General features: G+C 66.7%; 12 protein-coding genes. 11 read left to right on the forward strand and 1 reads right to left on the reverse strand.

The window, feature by feature from the left end; translation table 11 throughout:
* Nucleotides 1-16: 16 nt before the first annotated feature.
* The gene (locus tag EV698_RS07715; RefSeq protein ID WP_130503508.1) at nt 17-2,347 is read right to left on the reverse strand and encodes a penicillin-binding protein 1A; all 2,331 of its coding nucleotides are present in this window, start codon (nt 2,345-2,347) and stop codon (nt 17-19) included.
* Here EV698_RS07715 and pilM point away from each other — a divergent pair.
* From pilM to EV698_RS07765, 11 genes are all read left to right on the forward strand, one after another.
* Nucleotides 2,337-3,350 (forward strand): type IV pilus biogenesis protein PilM, encoded by a 1,014-nt coding sequence (gene pilM, locus EV698_RS07720; RefSeq protein WP_130503509.1) that lies wholly within the window; start codon nt 2,337-2,339, stop codon nt 3,348-3,350. The genes EV698_RS07715 and pilM overlap by 11 nt on opposite strands.
* Nucleotides 3,334-3,900 (forward strand): PilN domain-containing protein, encoded by a 567-nt coding sequence (locus tag EV698_RS10315; protein ID WP_165385753.1) that lies wholly within the window; start codon nt 3,334-3,336, stop codon nt 3,898-3,900. The genes pilM and EV698_RS10315 overlap by 17 nt, the downstream gene beginning before the upstream one ends.
* On the forward strand, nt 3,890-4,795 hold the full coding sequence (gene pilO, locus EV698_RS07725) for a type 4a pilus biogenesis protein PilO (RefSeq protein ID WP_165385754.1): 906 nt from the start codon (nt 3,890-3,892) through the stop codon (nt 4,793-4,795). Before EV698_RS10315 ends, pilO begins: the two co-directional genes overlap by 11 nt.
* A gap of 3 nt (nt 4,796-4,798) precedes the next feature.
* Nucleotides 4,799-5,920: a type IV pilus secretin PilQ gene (gene pilQ / locus EV698_RS07730; RefSeq protein ID WP_130503511.1), complete on the forward strand. Its 1,122-nt coding sequence runs from the start codon at nt 4,799-4,801 to the stop codon at nt 5,918-5,920.
* The gene (locus EV698_RS07735; RefSeq protein ID WP_130503512.1) at nt 5,920-6,453 is read left to right on the forward strand and encodes a shikimate kinase; all 534 of its coding nucleotides are present in this window, start codon (nt 5,920-5,922) and stop codon (nt 6,451-6,453) included. Before pilQ ends, EV698_RS07735 begins: the two co-directional genes overlap by 1 nt.
* Nucleotides 6,443-7,537, forward strand: coding sequence for a 3-dehydroquinate synthase (aroB, locus tag EV698_RS07740; RefSeq protein WP_130503513.1), 1,095 nt, complete (start codon nt 6,443-6,445; stop codon nt 7,535-7,537). The genes EV698_RS07735 and aroB overlap by 11 nt, the downstream gene beginning before the upstream one ends.
* Complete coding sequence (locus EV698_RS07745; protein ID WP_130503514.1) at nt 7,530-8,702, forward strand: deoxyguanosinetriphosphate triphosphohydrolase; 1,173 nt, start codon at nt 7,530-7,532, stop codon at nt 8,700-8,702. The genes aroB and EV698_RS07745 overlap by 8 nt, the downstream gene beginning before the upstream one ends.
* 180 nt (nt 8,703-8,882) lie before the next feature.
* Entirely contained in the window at nt 8,883-13,346 is a 4,464-nt protein-coding gene (gene gltB, locus EV698_RS07750; protein ID WP_130503515.1) for a glutamate synthase large subunit, read from the forward strand.
* 7 nt (nt 13,347-13,353) lie between these two features.
* Nucleotides 13,354-14,760 (forward strand): FAD-dependent oxidoreductase, encoded by a 1,407-nt coding sequence (locus EV698_RS07755; RefSeq protein ID WP_130503516.1) that lies wholly within the window; start codon nt 13,354-13,356, stop codon nt 14,758-14,760.
* A 14-nt stretch (nt 14,761-14,774) separates the two neighbouring features.
* Nucleotides 14,775-15,839 carry a uroporphyrinogen decarboxylase gene (gene hemE, locus EV698_RS07760; RefSeq protein WP_130503517.1) on the forward strand — a complete coding sequence of 355 codons (1,065 nt, stop codon included), beginning with the start codon at nt 14,775-14,777 and terminating at the stop codon, nt 15,837-15,839.
* Nucleotides 15,832-16,296, forward strand: a complete 465-nt coding sequence (locus EV698_RS07765) for an NUDIX domain-containing protein (RefSeq protein WP_130503518.1) — start codon at nt 15,832-15,834, stop codon at nt 16,294-16,296. The genes hemE and EV698_RS07765 overlap by 8 nt, the downstream gene beginning before the upstream one ends.

A 16,296-nucleotide genomic window follows, 5' to 3' on the forward strand; every position in this document is an offset into this window, starting at 1 on the left:
TGTTTTCCACTCCGGATCAGAAAAGAGGCTGGTCAGTGGCGTCGTCATCACCCGATCCACCATTATCCGACGCTGCGGACGGCGGTTCCGGCAGGTTGGCGGTGCGGAATGTCTCGAACACCGCGTCCGCCGCGTCACCGGGCACCCGTTTGCCGGTCTCGGGATCGATCTTCACCGTCACCAGGTCATCCGGGCGCGGCCACTGGGTCGGCGGTCGGTCCGCCAGCGCCTCGCCCATGAAGTCCATCCAGATCGGCAAAGCCGCGCGTCCCCCGGTTTCGTAGCGACCCAGAGTGCCGCGTTCGTCGAACCCGACCCAGACCGTTGTCACCAGGTCGCCGTTGAACCCCGAGAACCAGGCATCCTGCTGGTCATTGGTGGTGCCGGTCTTACCCGCGATGTCGTCCCGGCCAAGCTCGCGGGCGGCACGCGCCGTGCCCTCCCGGACCACGTCCTGCAGCATCGATCGCATCAGCCAGGCGTTCTCGGCACTGATTGCTCGTTCGACCGGCGCCGACGCCTCGTAGGCCGTCTCGCCCTGGTTACCGACCACCCGATCGATGAAATGCGGCTCGACCCGCTTGCCGCCATTGGCAAACACGGCATAGGCCCGCGCCAGCTCGAGCGGTGTCACTCCGGCGGCGCCCAGGGCCAGCGACAGGTTGCGTGGCAGCCGGTCACCGGGCAGACCGAACCGCTCGATATGATCGATGGTGGGCTCGGTGCCGACACGCCGCAGGACACGGATCGACACCAGGTTGCGCGAATACGTCAGTGCCTCGCGCAGCCGGGTCGGACCGAACACCCGACCGCTGTAATTCTCCGGCCGCCAGACGTCCTCGAGGGCGGTGTCCGTAAACACCACCGGCGCGTCGTTCACCAGCGTCGCCGGCGTGAGACCGTTGGCCAGCGCCGCCGAATAGATCAACGGCTTGAACGCGGAGCCGGGCTGCCGCGACGCCTGGGTCACGCGATTGAACTTGCTGAACGAGAAATCGTAACCACCGACCAGCGCCCGGATACGCCCGTCGGTCGGGGCCAGCGACACCAGCCCGCTCTGCGGCTCCGGCAGCTGGGCAAGCCGCCATCCGTTGTCGGTCTCCCGCAGATGCACGACATCGCCCACCGACAGCACATCAGCCGCCTGGTCCGGAGCGGGACCCATCGAGTCGCGGCCGAGCTGGGGACGGGCCCACTCCAGCCCCGCCCAGGGCACCTCCACCCGCTCGTCCGCGCGGGTCAGCAGTGTCGCGGCTTGCCCGTCGAGCGCGCTGACCACCGCCACCTGCAGATCGCCGGGGCGCGAAAAGCCGGACAGGCGCTCGCGGAGCGACTCGCGGGATCCTTCCAGGACGGTCCGGTCGAGCCGGGCCAGTGGCCCGCGGTAGCCATGACGCTCGTCGTAGGCATGCAGCCCGTTCCTCAGCGCGGCACGCGCCTCGCGCTGACGCTCACCGGAAATCGTCGTGTGCACTGTATAGCCCCGGGTGTAAGCGGCTTCCCGGCCATAGCGCTCAACCATCCACGCGCGCGCCATCTCCGCAATATACGGGGCGTCCACGCTATTCCGGCGACGATGGTAATTCGCCGTTATCGGCGCCGCCATGGCCTGCTCGTAGCGGTCCGAATCGATGACTTCCGTGTCGAGCATGCGGCCGAGCACGTAACCGCGGCGGCGCAGTGATTCGTCGGGGTTTGCCAGCGGATTGGATGCCGAGGGCGCCTTGGGCAGACCCGCGATGGTGGCCTGCTCGGCAAGCGTCAGTTCGTCGAGCGGTCGCCCGTAATACGTCCGCGCGGCCGCGGCAACGCCATAGGCCCGCTGCCCGAGATAGATCCGGTTGAGATACAGCTCGAGGATCTTTTCCTTATCCAGCTCCTGTTCGATACGCAGCGCCAGGAGGATCTCGCGGAGCTTGCGCAGATACGTCTGCTCGGAGCTGAGGAACAGATTGCGGGCCAGCTGCATCGTGATGGTGCTGCCGCCCGGTCCTTTCTCGCCAGTGCGAACCAGGTACCAGACCGCGCGGGCGATCCCTTCATAATCGACACCCGGGTGTTGATAGAAACGCTGATCCTCGGCCGCGATGAAGGCCTCGACCATGGACCGGGGAATCTCGTCGAGTTCAACAGGCGTGCGACGCACATCGCCGAATTCCTCGATGAGCTCGCCCTCGGTGGTATAGACCCGCATCGGGACCTGCAGCTCGACGTTGCGCACCGATTCGACACTGGGCAGTCCCGGAGCGAGAACGATGTAGGCGACCACCAGCGCACCGATCGCCAGGAACCCGAGCGAGGCCAGCCCCGCGAATATCTTCAGTGAGCGCCGAACGATGACCGACATGAACCCCTTCGCGCACAGTAAATCGATTAGCTCGAAGTATATCACCGGCAGTGTCCGCAACCGCCGTCATCCGATCGTGGGTCTCGATATCGGCACCACGGCGATCAAGGCCGTCGGCCTGAAGCGATGCGCCGAAAGGGTGATCATCAGCGGTTTCGGCATCGAGCCGGTCGCAGCGACTGCCACCTCTGCCGATCCCGGTATACCCGGCAAGGCGCTCACCGCCGGTATCAGGCACGCCGTCAATGCGGCGGCGCCGGGTGCGCGTGTAGCGGCGACCGCCCTGCCCGACGAAGAGGCCATCACCCGCATGCTCGAAGTCCCGGCGGGTCTCGATGATAGAGCCCTCCACACCCGGGTCAGCCTCGACATCGAGGCATCGCTGAAACAGCCCCGTCACGAACTGGTCTGCGACTTCCGCCGCCTCGCCGTCGATCCCGACAGTGGCAAGCAGCCGGTCCGCGTGGTTGCCGCCCGGGCCGAGGCGCTTACGCGGCGCCAGAGGCAGCTGAAGGCCGCTGGCCTGCAATGCCGGCTCGTCGATCTCGATTCCCACGCCATTGCCCGCGCCGCCCTCGCCGATCCCCGGCTGCATACGGGGCCGGACGACCCCCCGATCGCCCTGCTGGATATCGGCACACGACTTCACCTGACGGTATTCGATCGCCAGCGCATCCATTACCGCCAGGATCACGCCCTCGGCGGCAGGCCCGATGACGACGATCGCCTGCGGGGCATCGAGCAGGCACTGGCCATGCACCACGGCAGCTCGGACGCTCGCGCGCCGGACGTGCTGGGTCTGACCGGCGGAGCCATCACCTCGTCGCTGGCCGATGCACTGGGCCGGCGACTGGCGAGCCGTTGCCAGCGCATCGATCCATTGCACGCACTTGAGACCGACGAGGCCGTGGACACGGACACGCTGGCCGGCTCGATGCCCCGGCTCCTGACCGCCATCGGTCTCGCCCTCCATGCCGGAGACCCGAATGCCCATTGGCGTTAATCTGCTGCCCTGGCGCGAGAGGCGCGCGCGGCGCGAGCGCCGGTGCCTGTGGCTGATCACGGGGTTGGCAGGGCTCGCCGGCCTGACGATCATGGTCGCGACCGCGGCACCGATCGGTAACGACAACGCCCACCTGAACAGCCGCCAGACCGAACTGCGCGACCGCGTCGCCGCGCTCGCGCCGAATGTCGACCGTGCCCGCCGCATGGACCGGCAGATCGACCGCCTCGATGCGCGACAGTCGGCAATGGACCGACTTCGACAGCGGCGAACCCGGGCTGTCGATGCACTCACCACGGTGGTGAGCGCGCTGCCACCATCGATTGCCCTCGTCCATCTCGAACACGGCTCCGACAGGCTTGTGATCGAGGGTCTCAGCCCGAAGTCCCGCGCCATCCCGCGCCTGATCGATGCACTCCGCGCAACACCGGGATTTACCGGGTTCCGCATCCAGCGTCTCGCCAATCGCCCCTCGGAATCGGCCCCTGGCCAGCGGTTTCGCCTGGTACTCGAGCGCAACCCCACTGCGTCCCCCGACCATGATCGCTAGAGCACTGAAACGGGCGACACTGGCGCTGCTTCTCGGCCTGATCGCGGGCTGGTTCGTCACGCTGCGACCGGTACTTGCCGAGCGCGACGCCGTGGGTGCGCGCGTACACGCACTGGATCAGCGACTCGAGGCCCACCGGCGCACGTCGGCCGGGCTTGCCGATCAACGCGAGCGGCTCGGCGCCATGCGTAATGCGATCAGGCAACACCCGATGCGTTTGCCGGACCGGCCCGATGAGTCCGGACTGATCGGCCGTATCACCGCACTCACCGCCGACAGCGCCATTCGCCTCGTCGACATTGCGCCCGGCGGGACCGGCGAGTCGCCGCGATATCGCCACCGGGACATCACCGTCCGCATGGAAGGCCCATGGGACGCGCTCATGCGCCTTCTCGCGCGGATCGATGAGACGACCCGGGCCGTCGCCCTGACCGGCCTCGAGCTGGATCGAGCGAAGAACGGCGATGGCCGGCGATGGCTCACGCTGGGGCTCCACCTCCGGGGCTACTGGCAACCCGGTCCGACGGACAATATCGCGACCACGGCCGGAAACGGGGACAGCGGATGGATCCTGACGGCCGGAGCGGTCGAGGCCCACACCGTAGCGCCCTCGCTGCGCCGCGATCCCTTCCACCCGGCCACCCGCGTCACGCGGGTCGAGCGGCGCGATATCGCGTACCTGGGACGGATCACACGGGGCGACGCACAGTGGGCGCTGATCCGCGACGCCGACGGCCAGCTCCACCGGCGGCGCACTGGCGATCCAGTGCCCGGACTGGGGCGCCTGACCCGGATCCGGCCACGCGCCATTACGGTCGAATCGGCGGTCTCGGACGGCAGCGACCGGCGGCATATCGTCCGCCGGCATTCGAACACCGACGGGAGAGGAGACTAGCGGATGCAGGCTACGGGCATACACTACCTGGCAATGGTGGCCGTGCTGATGGGACTGGTAACCGGCCCGGTCGCGGCCCGCGAGGCCGTCCGCCTGGATGTGGAAGACGTCACCCTCCCGGAGGTCAGGCAACAGGTCGACGCCATCAACGGCCGGTCACCCGCCACCGACCCTGCCACACCGACCACTACCCCGAATCGGAAAGCCGCCCCGACACGAACCGTTTTCCTGCCGGTGAAATACGCCAGCGCCAAAGACCTTGCCGGCCTGCTGGAAGATGCCCGGGTGCGTGTCGATCAACGCACCAACACGCTTATCATCAGCGGCGACGAGCCGGCCATCGAGCGGGCGCGGGGACTGATCAGGAGGCTCGATGTGCCAGTCCGCCAGGTCCTCATCGAGGCGCGCATCGTGATCGCCAGTGATGACTTCAGCAATGAGATCGGGGTGCGTTTCAATGCCGAGCGCACCAACCGGACCGGCGACACCACCATCAACAGCGGTGGCACCCTCGGCGAGGATGGCCTCATGGTGGATCTGCCCGTTGGCAACGCCGCCGGGGGCGCGGGTGTTGCCATCGGCAAGATCGGCAGCTATCTGCTCGAGCTCGAGCTCTCGGCGATGGAGAGCGAAAACGAGGGCGAAATCATCTCCAGCCCGCGTGTGGTCACCGCCAGCCACCAGGAGGCCGAGATCAAGCAGGGTGTCCAGATCCCCTTCGAGCAGGCCACCTCCAGTGGCGCCACCAGCATCGCCTTCCGCGAGGCGGTACTGGGGCTGGTGGTCACGCCGCAGATCACTCCTGACGGCCAGGTGCAGCTGGCGCTTGCCATCAACCAGGACAGCCGTGGCGAGGAGACGCCGGAAGGCCCGGCCATCAACACCCAGGCGGTGCGCACGCATGTCCTCGTCGCGGACGGCGAAACCGTGGTGCTGGGCGGCGTATTCGAGCAGACCCGCCGCGAGGGGGTCAGCCGGATCCCCGTGCTCTCGGAACTACCGGTGGTCGGCCCACTGTTCCAGCGCCGCTCCACTGTCAACGACCGCAGTGAGTTGCTGATCTTCGTCACGCCCCGCATTCTCGATGCCCCGACGATCGGGGCAAAAACGGTAGAATCCCGATAATGACGAGAAAAGACCGCGTATTCCTCATCGGCCCCATGGGCGCCGGCAAGAGCACGATCGGCCGACGCCTCGCGGCACGGCTACACCTGTCGTTCGTGGATCTGGATGCCGCCATCGAGGCGCGGACCGGGGTGGACATCCCGCGCATTTTCGACATTGAGGGCGAGGCCGGCTTCCGGCGCCGGGAGGCCGGTCTGCTCGACACGCTGACCCGACAGCCCGGTATCCTCCTCGCCACCGGCGGCGGTGCCATCCTCGATCCCGAAAACCGCCGCCACCTGGCGGAGCGCGGCCAGGTTGTCTACCTGCGTGCCGGCGTGCCGGCGCAGCTTGCCCGGATCCGCCACAGCGACCGCCCGCTGTTGCGCGGCGAAGATCCGGCCGGCCGGCTCCGCGGGATCTTCGAAGAACGCGCCCCCCTTTACGAATCGCTGGCCGACATCAGCATTGATACCGAGGAGGGTCCGCCCGAGCGGATCGCCGAACGGCTGGCCCGGCGACTGCTGAAAACGGAGCTCTCGCATGAAGGATGAACCCCGCCGCGTGGACGTTGCGCTCGGCGAGCGCAGCTACCCGATCATCATCGGCCGTGGCCTGCTCGATGACGGCGAGCTGTTACGCGAGCATATTCCCGCTCACGAGGTTATGGTGGTGAGTAACGACACCGTAGCGCCGCTTTATCTCGATCGGCTGGCATCGGCATTCGGTACCCGGCGATTCGCGAGTGCCTGCCTGCCGGACGGCGAAGGCGAGAAACGGCTCGAATCAATGCTGCCCGTGTTCGACACCATGCTGGTCAACGGCTTTAGCCGCGACTGCCGGATCATCGCCCTCGGCGGGGGCGTTATCGGCGATCTCGCGGGTTTCGTCGCCGCCACCTACCAGCGCGGCGTCGATTTCGTGCAGGTGCCAACCACGCTGCTGGCAATGGTCGACTCATCGGTGGGCGGCAAGACCGGCGTCAACCATCCGCGCGGCAAGAACATGATCGGCGCCTTCCATCAGCCGCGCGCGGTAATCGCCGACCTGGCCGTCCTCGACACGCTCCCCGTCCGGGAACTGCGCGCCGGTATGGCGGAAGTCATCAAGTATGCCCTGCTCGGCGATCACGGCTTCCTCGAATGGCTCGAGGCGCATATCGATGCCGCCATGGCGCGTGACCCGGAGGCCATGGCGTTCATCATCGAACGCTGCTGCCGCAACAAGGCGGCGATCGTCACCGCCGACGAGCGTGAATCCGGCCAGCGCGCGCTGCTCAACCTCGGCCACACCTTCGGTCATGCCATCGAGGGCGCCCGCGGCTACGGTGACTGGCTGCATGGCGAGGCGATCGCCGCGGGCATGTGCATGGCGGCACGCATGTCGACCCGCCTCGGCTGGATCAGCCCCGCGCAGCGTGACCGCGCCATCGACCTGATCCGGCGTGCGGGCCTGCCGGTGCGGGCGCCGGACGATATCGGCGCGGCACGGTTTCGCGAATTCATGGCCCGCGACAAGAAAAACCGCCACGGCGAGCTGCGCCTGGTGCTCCTGCGGGACCTCGGTGACGCGACGGTCACCGCCGATTACGATCCGGACGCACTCGATGCAACACTGGAGTCCGCCGGTCATGAGTGATCCGATCCAGGACCCGCCGGGCCTCGCGCCCTATGCCTGCCGCCCGTCCATGAGCCGCGGCCGCCTCCATGCGGACTCGCGGCCGGACCTGCGCAACGCCTTCCAGCGTGACCGCGATCGGATTATCCACAGTTCGGCGTTTCGGCGCCTGGAGTACAAGACCCAGGTGTTCGTGAACCACGAGGGGGATCTGTTCCGCACCCGGCTCACGCACAGCCTGGAGGTGGCGCAGATCGCACGGACCATCGCCCGGGCACTGGGTCTTAACGAGGATCTGACCGAGGCCATCGCGCTCGCGCATGATCTCGGCCACACCCCGTTCGGCCACGCCGGACAGGCGGCACTCAACGATTGTATGACCGATTACGGCGGATTCGAGCACAACCTGCAGTCACTGCGCGTGGTCGACCAGCTCGAGGCACGCTATCCGGATCACGATGGCCTCAATCTGACGTTCGAGACGCGGGAGGGGCTGGTCAAGCGTTGTCCGCTGGCCAATGCCGAGCGGCTCGGTGCCGTCGGACAGCGATTCATCGATGGCACGCAGCCGGCCCTGGAGGCGCAGCTCACCAACATCGCCGATGAAATCGCCTACAACAGCCACGACGTCGATGATGGCCTGCGGGCCGGGCTGCTGGATCTCGATGCACTGCGCGGCGTGGAATGGATCGACACGCTGTACCGTCATGTCGAGACCGACCACCCACGGCTTGGTGGTCGTCGGCAGGTCTACCGGATCGTCCGCGAACTCATCGCCGGGCAGGTCAACGACCTCCTGACGACCAGTCGCGAACGCATCGAAGCGGCGGGACCGGACAGCCCGGCCGCCGTGCGTGCGCGGCAACAACCGCTGATCGGATTCAGCCCGGACATGTACGCGCGACACCGCGCGCTCAAGGACCACCTGATGGAAAACCTCTATCGGCACTACCGCGTCCACCGTATGACCACCAAGGCGGATGAGGTCGTTCGCACCCTGTTCCGGCGCTTCATGGGCGACGCCCGGCTGCTGCCGCCGGCGTTCCGGACCACTCCGGTGGAGCAGTCCTCGCCGGGGGGTGAACGCGGCCAGGCCCGCGTGATTGCCGACTACATCGCCGGTATGACGGATCGTTTCGCCCTCGAGGAATACGAGCGACTCACCGATCCGAGGAAACTCACCTAATTGCCGTAAAACGGCGCCCGCGCTATATTGTCCAACCATTTGCCCGCTGACATAAACGTTGTTCAACCGGTTGAGGACATCAACCGCTGGCGGCACCGGAGGCGTTAACCACATCCCGTCCCGACAGGGTCCGCACGGATGTGAACGCCAACCCCAGTCAATAACAGAGAGGCAGTTCGCGTGGAGCAACTACCCTTTAATGGTCCGACGCTGTATCGGCCAGAGTTCGAGCGAGACAACTGCGGCTTCGGCATGATCGCCCACATGGACGGTCAGCCCAGCCACTGGTTGCTGGAGACGGCCATATCCGCACTGGCCCGGCTTACCCACCGCGGTGCGGTAGCCGCCGATGGCATGAGTGGCGATGGCTGTGGTCTGCTGATCAAACCGCCGGTGGCCTTCATGCGCCAGGCGGCAGCCAGCCAGGGCATCGAATTGAACGACCGCTTCGCCACCGGCTGCGTGTTTTTGTCCCGGGACGCGGAAACCAACCGCCATGCACGCTCGGTGCTCGAGCATGCGCTCGCCCACTACGAGGTCCCGGCCGCCGGTTGGCGGGAGGTACCGGTGGACACGAGCGCCTGTGGTGAGCAGGCGATGAGAACCCTGCCGGACATCGCGCAGGTGTTCGTGAACACCCCCGAGGACATGGAAGAGTCGGCGTTCGAGCGTCGGCTGTTCATGGCCCGGCGGCGGGCGGAGAAGGCCCTTGACGGCATCGACAATGCCTTCTATATCCCCAGCCTCTCGACGCGCGTCCTCTCCTACAAGGGACTGGTGATGCCGGAGAATCTGCCGGTGTTCTACAAGGACCTTCAGGATCCGGCACTGGAGACGTCGCTGGCGGTCTTCCACCAGCGCTTCTCCACCAACACCCTGCCCCAGTGGCGGCTCGCCCAGCCGTTCCGCTATCTCGCCCACAACGGCGAGATCAACACCATCCAGGGCAACCGTAACTGGGCGCTGGCGCGCGCCTATCGCTTCAGCACTCCCCTGCTGCCGGATATCGAGGCGATCCAGCCGCTGGTCAATCCGACCGGCTCGGACTCCTCGAGCCTCGACAACATGCTCGATGTGCTGATTACCGGCGGAATGGACATCTTCCGGGCGCTGCGCCTGCTCATGCCGCCGGCCTGGCAGAACGTGGAGACCATGGACGCCGATCTGCGCGCGTTCTACGAGTTCCACTCCCAGCATATCGAGCCATGGGACGGACCGGCCGGGATCGTGCTGACCGACGGGCGCCACGCCGCCTGCGCCCTTGACCGCAATGGCCTGCGCCCGGCGCGCTGGGTGATCACCGACGACCGGCACATCACCCTGGCCTCGGAGGTTGGCGTCTGGGACTACGACCCCGCCCGCGTGGTGGAAAAAGGCCGTCTCAAGCCCGGCGAAATGCTGGCAGCGGATACCGAGACCGGCGAACTGCTGCTCCCGGAGACCATCGACGAGCGGCTCAAGAACCGGGCGCCCTACAAGCGCTGGCTCGCCCGGCACTCCCGCGATGTCCCGTCCCTCGACAATCCCGGTGAGCCCCGCGAGTCCGTGGTCGGTGACCGGCTGGACACCTACCAGAAGCAGTTCGGCGTGACCTTCGAGGAGCGCGACATCGTTACCCGTGCACTGGCACAGGGAGGCCAGGAGGCGATCGGCTCAATGGGTGACGACACCCCGATGCCGGTGCTCTCGAAGCAGGTGCGGCCGCTCTACGACAACTTCCGGCAGCAATTCGCCCAGGTCACGAACCCGGCGATCGATCCGCTGCGCGAGCAGATCGTGATGTCGCTCGAGACCGTATTCGGCCCGGAGAAAAACCTGTTCGAGGAAAACGAGGATCATGCCCGTCGCCTTGTGCTGGATTCGCCGATCCTCTCCGATGGCAAGTACCGCGGGCTGATCGGTGAGCACGAGGCGGATGACCTCGTCCATTACATCGATCTGAGCTACCCGACCGACAGCTCGCTGGAGAGCGCCATTCACGCGATTCGTGACGAGGCGGCCGAGGCGGTGCGCAACGGCGCCACGCTGCTCATCCTCTCCGATCGCGAACTGGCGCGCGAGCGCATTCCGGTGCATGCCCTGCTGGCCATCGGCGCCGTGCATCATCACCTGGTGCGTACCGGCCTGCGCTGCGACACCAACCTGGTGGTGGAGACCGGCACGGCGCTGAACAGCCACGAGTGCGCCGTGCTGATCGGTTACGGCGCCACCGCCGTCTACCCCTATCTCGCCTTCGAGGTGGTGCAGGACCAGCTGCGCACCGGCGAGATCAAGGGCGCGGAGCTCCCGGATCTGCTGCGTAACTATCGCAAGGGCCTGAACAAGGGGCTGTACAAGATCCTCTCGAAGATGGGCATCTCGACGATTACCAGCTATCGCGGCGCCCAGCTCTTCGAGATCGTCGGCCTCGGCGACAGCGTGGTCGACCTGTGCTTCACCGGCACGACATCGCGCATTCAGGGCGCCGATTTCGCCGACCTCGAGAGCGACCAGCGCAGCCTCCACGAACAGGCCTGGCGGGCCAGTGTGCCGCTCGCCCAGGGCGGGCTGCTCAAGTATGTCCATGGCGGCGAGTACCATGCCTACAACCCGGACGTGGTGGCCGCCCTGCAGGAAGCCGCCTACACCGGCGATTACGATCGCTACCAGGCCTATGCCGAGACGGTAAACACCCGCCCGGTGGCAGCGCTGCGCGATCTTTTGCAGGTGCGTGACCAGACCGCCATCCCGCTCGAGGAGGTGGAGCCGCTCGAGAACATCATCCGGCGCTTCGACTCCGCCGGGATGTCGCTGGGCGCCATATCGCCGGAGGCCCACGAGGCACTGTCCATCGCCATGAACCGGCTCGGCGGGCGTTCCAACTCCGGCGAGGGTGGTGAGGATGCGCATCGCTTCGGCAACGAGCGCATGTCGAAGATCAAGCAGGTCGCCTCCGGGCGCTTCGGTGTCACGCCGCATTACCTGCGCAATGCCGAGGTGTTGCAGATCAAGGTGGCGCAGGGCGCGAAACCCGGTGAAGGCGGCCAGCTGCCGGGGCACAAGGTCAACGAGATGATCGCCCGGCTGCGCTACTCCAAGCCGGGCGTGGCGCTCATTTCGCCACCGCCGCATCACGACATCTACTCGATCGAGGATCTCGCCCAGCTGATCTACGACCTCAAGCAGGTCAATCCCGAGGCGCTGGTCTCGGTGAAGCTGGTGGCGGCCCCCGGCGTCGGCACCGTTGCCGCCGGCGTCGCCAAGGCCTATGCCGACCTGATCACCATCGCCGGTTATGACGGCGGCACCGGCGCCAGTCCGCTGACCTCGGTGAAGTATGCAGGCGTGCCCTGGGAGCTGGGCCTGACCGAGACCCACCAGACGCTGCGTGCCAATGATCTGCGCGGCAAGATCCGGCTGCAGACCGACGGCGGCATGAAGACCGGGCTGGATGTCATCAAGGCCGCCATCCTCGGCGCCGAGAGCTTCGGCTTCGGGACCGCACCGATGATCGCGATGGGCTGCAAGTACCTGCGTGTCTGTCACCTCAACAACTGCCCGACGGGCGTGGCGACGCAGGAGAAGGTACTGCGCACCAAGCACTTCATCGGCACCCCGGAGCGGGTCGCGAACTATTTCACGTTCGTCGCCATGGAGACCCGCGAGTGGATGGCGCGCCTCGGCGTGCGTTCGCTCGAGGAACTCATCGGCCGGGTCGATCTGCTCGAGCAGCGCGAGCCCGAGACGGACCGCCAGGCAAAGCTCGACCTCTCCGCCATCCTCTCCGATGGTGGGCTCGATCCGAGCAAGCCGACGCACTGCATCACGCCCAGCAACGTGCCCTTCGATCGGGGCGAGCTGGCCGAGCGGATGGTAGCCGACACCCTGCCGGCCATCGAGTCGGCATCGGGGGGCGACTTCGAGTACGCGGTCCGCAACGACAACCGCTCCATCGGCGCCCGTCTTTCCGGAGAGATCGCAGTCCGTCACGGCAACCTGGGCATGACCGGTTCGCCGATCCGGCTGCATCTGTCCGGCAGCGCCGGGCAGAGCTTCGGCGTGTGGAATGCGGGCGGCCTCAACATGTATCTCGACGGCGACGCCAACGACTACGTGGGCAAAGGCATGGCCGGTGGCAAGCTGGTGATCCGTCCGCCGAAGGTGAGCGGTTTCGCGAGCCAGGACACCACCATCATCGGCAACACCTGCCTCTACGGCGCTACCGGCGGCAAGCTGTTCGCGGCCGGACTCGCGGGTGAGCGTTTCGCGGTCCGGAACTCGGGCGCGCATGCCGTCGTGGAGGGAGTGGGAGACCATGGCTGCGAGTACATGACCGACGGCGTCGTCTGCGTGCTCGGGTCCACCGGTCTCAACTTCGGTGCGGGCATGACCGGCGGGATCGCCTTCGTGCTTGATATGGACAATCAGTTCGTCGACCGCTACAACCACGAGCTGATCGACATCCGGCGTGTCCAGACCGAGCCGATGACCGCGCACCGGGAATTCCTGCGCGATACCATCGCCGAGTACATCGACGAGACCGGGTCGCCCTGGGGCCAGGAGATCCTGGACAATTTCCGTGATTACGTCGGCTGTTTCTGGCTGGTCAAGCCGCGGGCCGCCGACATAAACGAAGTGCTGAGCACGCTGCGACAGGCAGCCTGAGAACGCTATGGGTAACTACTTCCAGTTTATCGATGTCCCGCGCAAGGACACGGAAAAAGAGCCGGCCCGGGCACGGGTCCAGAAGTTCACGGAGATCTACGGAGATTTCAGCACCGAGCACGCGGCCGCCCAGGCGGACCGCTGCGTGGAGTGCGGCAACCCGTACTGTGAATGGAAATGCCCGGTCCACAATTACATCCCCAACTGGCTCAAGCTGATCGCCGAGGGCAACCTCTTCGAGGCGGCCGAGCTGTCACACAAGACCAATACGCTGCCCGAGGTCTGCGGCCGGGTCTGCCCGCAGGACCGGCTCTGCGAGGGGGCCTGCACGCTGAATGACGGATTCGGCGCCGTCACTATCGGTTCGGTGGAAAAGTACATCACCGACGAGGCGTTCAAGCAGGGCTGGCGTCCCGACATGACGGGGATTGTGGCGACCGGTCGGCGCGTCGCCGTGATCGGGGCCGGGCCGGCCGGCCTCGGCGCCGCCGACATCCTGGTGCGCAACGGCGTCGAGGCGGTGGTCTTCGATCGCTATCCCGAGATCGGCGGGCTGCTGACCTTCGGCATCCCGTCGTTCAAGCTCGAAAAGGAAGTGATCGCCAAGCGCCGCGAGATCATGGAGTACATGGGCGTGGAGTTCCGCCTCGGCGTCAACGTCGGCACGGATATCACCTACGAAGAGCTGGAGCGGGAATACGATGCCGTCTTCCTGGGCATGGGGACCTACACCTACATGCGCGGCGGCTTCCCGGGCGAGGACATGCCCGGCGTCTACGAGTCGCTCCCGTACCTGGTCTCCAACGTGAACCGCCTCATGGGCTTCGAGAAAAGCCCCGAGGAATTCATCGACATGGCCGACCAGCGGGTCGTGGTGCTGGGTGGTGGTGATACCGCCATGGACTGCAACCGCACCGCCCTGCGGCAGGGCGCGACCAGCGTCACCTGCGCCTATCGGCGTGACGAGGAGAACATGCCGGGGTCCCGCCGGGAGGTCTACAACGCCCGCGAGGAAGGCGTGGATTTCCAGTTCAACCGCCAGCCGGTGGAGATCGTCGGCGACGGCAAGGTCGAGGGCGTCAAGGTCGTGGCGACGCGCCTGGGCGCGCCCGACGAGCGCGGTCGTCGACGCCCGGAGACGGTGCCCGGCAGCGAGGAGATCATCCCCGCCGACCGGGTTATCATGGCCTTCGGCTTCCGCCCCAATCCGCCCGAGTGGTTCGACGATCACGGCATCGGCGTGGACGAGCGGGAGCGGGTCCGCGTCAAGAAAGGAGGCAAGCATCCGTTCCAGACCGATAACCCCAATGTATTTGCCGGTGGCGATATGGTGCGCGGCTCGGACCTGGTGGTCACGGCGGTCTACGAGGGCCGCGAGGCCGCCAAGGGGATCCTCGCCTACATGGGCGTGTAGAGCGATTGTCGTCGATGAGTGAGCTCCACAACGACCGCCTGCTTCGCGCGCTTGCTCGCGAGCCCGTGGACCGGACGCCGGTCTGGATCATGCGCCAGGCCGGGCGCTACCTGCCGGAATATCGGCGCATCCGCGAGGAAGCCGGCAGCTTCATGAACCTCTGCCGCAATCCGGAGCTGGCCTGCGAGGTCACGCTCCAGCCGCTGCGGCGATTCAACCTGGATGCGGCGATCCTGTTCTCCGACATCCTGACCGTGCCCGACGCCATGGGACTCGGCCTTTATTTCGAGCCCGGCGAGGGGCCACGGTTCGAGCGGACGGTCCGCGATGCGGCCAGCGTCGATCGCCTGCCGATCCCGGACGTGGACAGCGAGCTGCGTTACGTCACCGACGCGATCAGCCGGGTACGTCGCGAGCTGCAGGGCAGCGTCCCGCTGATCGGTTTCGCCGGCAGCCCGTGGACGCTCGCGACCTACATGGTCGAGGGCGGCAGCAGCAAGGACTTCCGGCATATCAAGGCACTCGCCTACGACCAGCCCGAGGTCATGGAGCGGCTGCTCGACAAGACCGCGCGCGCCGTCACCGCCTATCTCAACGCCCAGATCGAGGCCGGCGCCCAGGCGGTCATGATCTTCGATACCTGGGGCGGATCGCTGGCCCACGATGCCTACCCGCGATTCTCGCTGCGCTACGCCCGGCAGATCATCGACGGTCTGATCCGCAACCGGGAGGGCCGGCGCGTGCCGGTCATCTTCTTCACCAAGGGCGGTGGCATCTGGCTCGAGACCGTCGCGGACAGTGGCGCCGACGCGCTGGGCATCGACTGGACGCTGTCCATGGACGAGGCCCGACAACGGGTGGGCGACCGGGTGGCGCTGCAGGGCAACCTCGACCCGAGCATCCTCTACGCCCGACCCGAGGTCATCCGCCGCGAAGTCGAGCGCGTCCTGCGGGAGTTCGGCCCCGGCAGCGGCCATATCTTCAACCTCGGGCATGGCGTGCACCCGCAGATACCGCCGGAGCACGTCGAAGCGATGGTCGATGCCGTCCGATCGCTGAGCCCGGCATGGCATGACTAGGCAGAATCCCCGGATCCTCTCCGCCGGCATTATCCTGGTTCGTGCCGAGAATGCCGCCTGGCGATTCCTGCTCCTGCGGGCCTACCAGTACTGGGACTTCCCCAAGGGCCGCACCGAGACCGGCGAGACGCCGCTCGAGGCCGCGCGCCGCGAGGTCGCCGAGGAGACCGGCATCACCCATCTACGCTTTAACTGGGGCGAGGACTTCACCGAGACCGGCCCGTATGCCCGCGGCAAGGTCGCGCGCTATTACCTGGCGGAGACCCCGACCCGCGAGGTGGTCCTCGGCATTGCACCGGAACTGGGCACGCCCGAGCACCACGAATGGCGCTGGGTGGACCGGCGAACGGCCTATCGAATCACCGCACCACGGGTTCGGCAGGTGCTCGACTGGGCGCTCGCTCGCCTCCCGGAGCATCCGCCCCAACCCACCCCGCGCGATCACTGGAGGGACTGA

The sequence above is a fragment of the Spiribacter vilamensis genome (assembly GCF_004217415.1).
In the GTDB taxonomy this organism is placed as follows: domain Bacteria; phylum Pseudomonadota; class Gammaproteobacteria; order Nitrococcales; family Nitrococcaceae; genus Spiribacter; species Spiribacter vilamensis.

Coding starts and splice junctions, on each gene's coding strand:
- EV698_RS10315 (WP_165385753.1), top strand. CDS start 3,334: ATGCCCATTGGCGTTAATCTGCTGCCCTGGCGCGAGAGGCGCGCGCGG.
- EV698_RS07765 (WP_130503518.1), top strand. CDS start 15,832: ATGACTAGGCAGAATCCCCGGATCCTCTCCGCCGGCATTATCCTGGTT.
- EV698_RS07735 (WP_130503512.1), top strand. CDS start 5,920: ATGACGAGAAAAGACCGCGTATTCCTCATCGGCCCCATGGGCGCCGGC.
- EV698_RS07755 (WP_130503516.1), top strand. CDS start 13,354: ATGGGTAACTACTTCCAGTTTATCGATGTCCCGCGCAAGGACACGGAA.
- aroB (WP_130503513.1), top strand. CDS start 6,443: ATGAAGGATGAACCCCGCCGCGTGGACGTTGCGCTCGGCGAGCGCAGC.
- pilO (WP_165385754.1), top strand. CDS start 3,890: ATGATCGCTAGAGCACTGAAACGGGCGACACTGGCGCTGCTTCTCGGC.
- pilM (WP_130503509.1), top strand. CDS start 2,337: ATGACCGACATGAACCCCTTCGCGCACAGTAAATCGATTAGCTCGAAG.
- EV698_RS07745 (WP_130503514.1), top strand. CDS start 7,530: ATGAGTGATCCGATCCAGGACCCGCCGGGCCTCGCGCCCTATGCCTGC.
- EV698_RS07715 (WP_130503508.1), bottom strand. CDS start 2,347: ATGTCGGTCATCGTTCGGCGCTCACTGAAGATATTCGCGGGGCTGGCC.
- hemE (WP_130503517.1), top strand. CDS start 14,775: ATGAGTGAGCTCCACAACGACCGCCTGCTTCGCGCGCTTGCTCGCGAG.
- pilQ (WP_130503511.1), top strand. CDS start 4,799: ATGCAGGCTACGGGCATACACTACCTGGCAATGGTGGCCGTGCTGATG.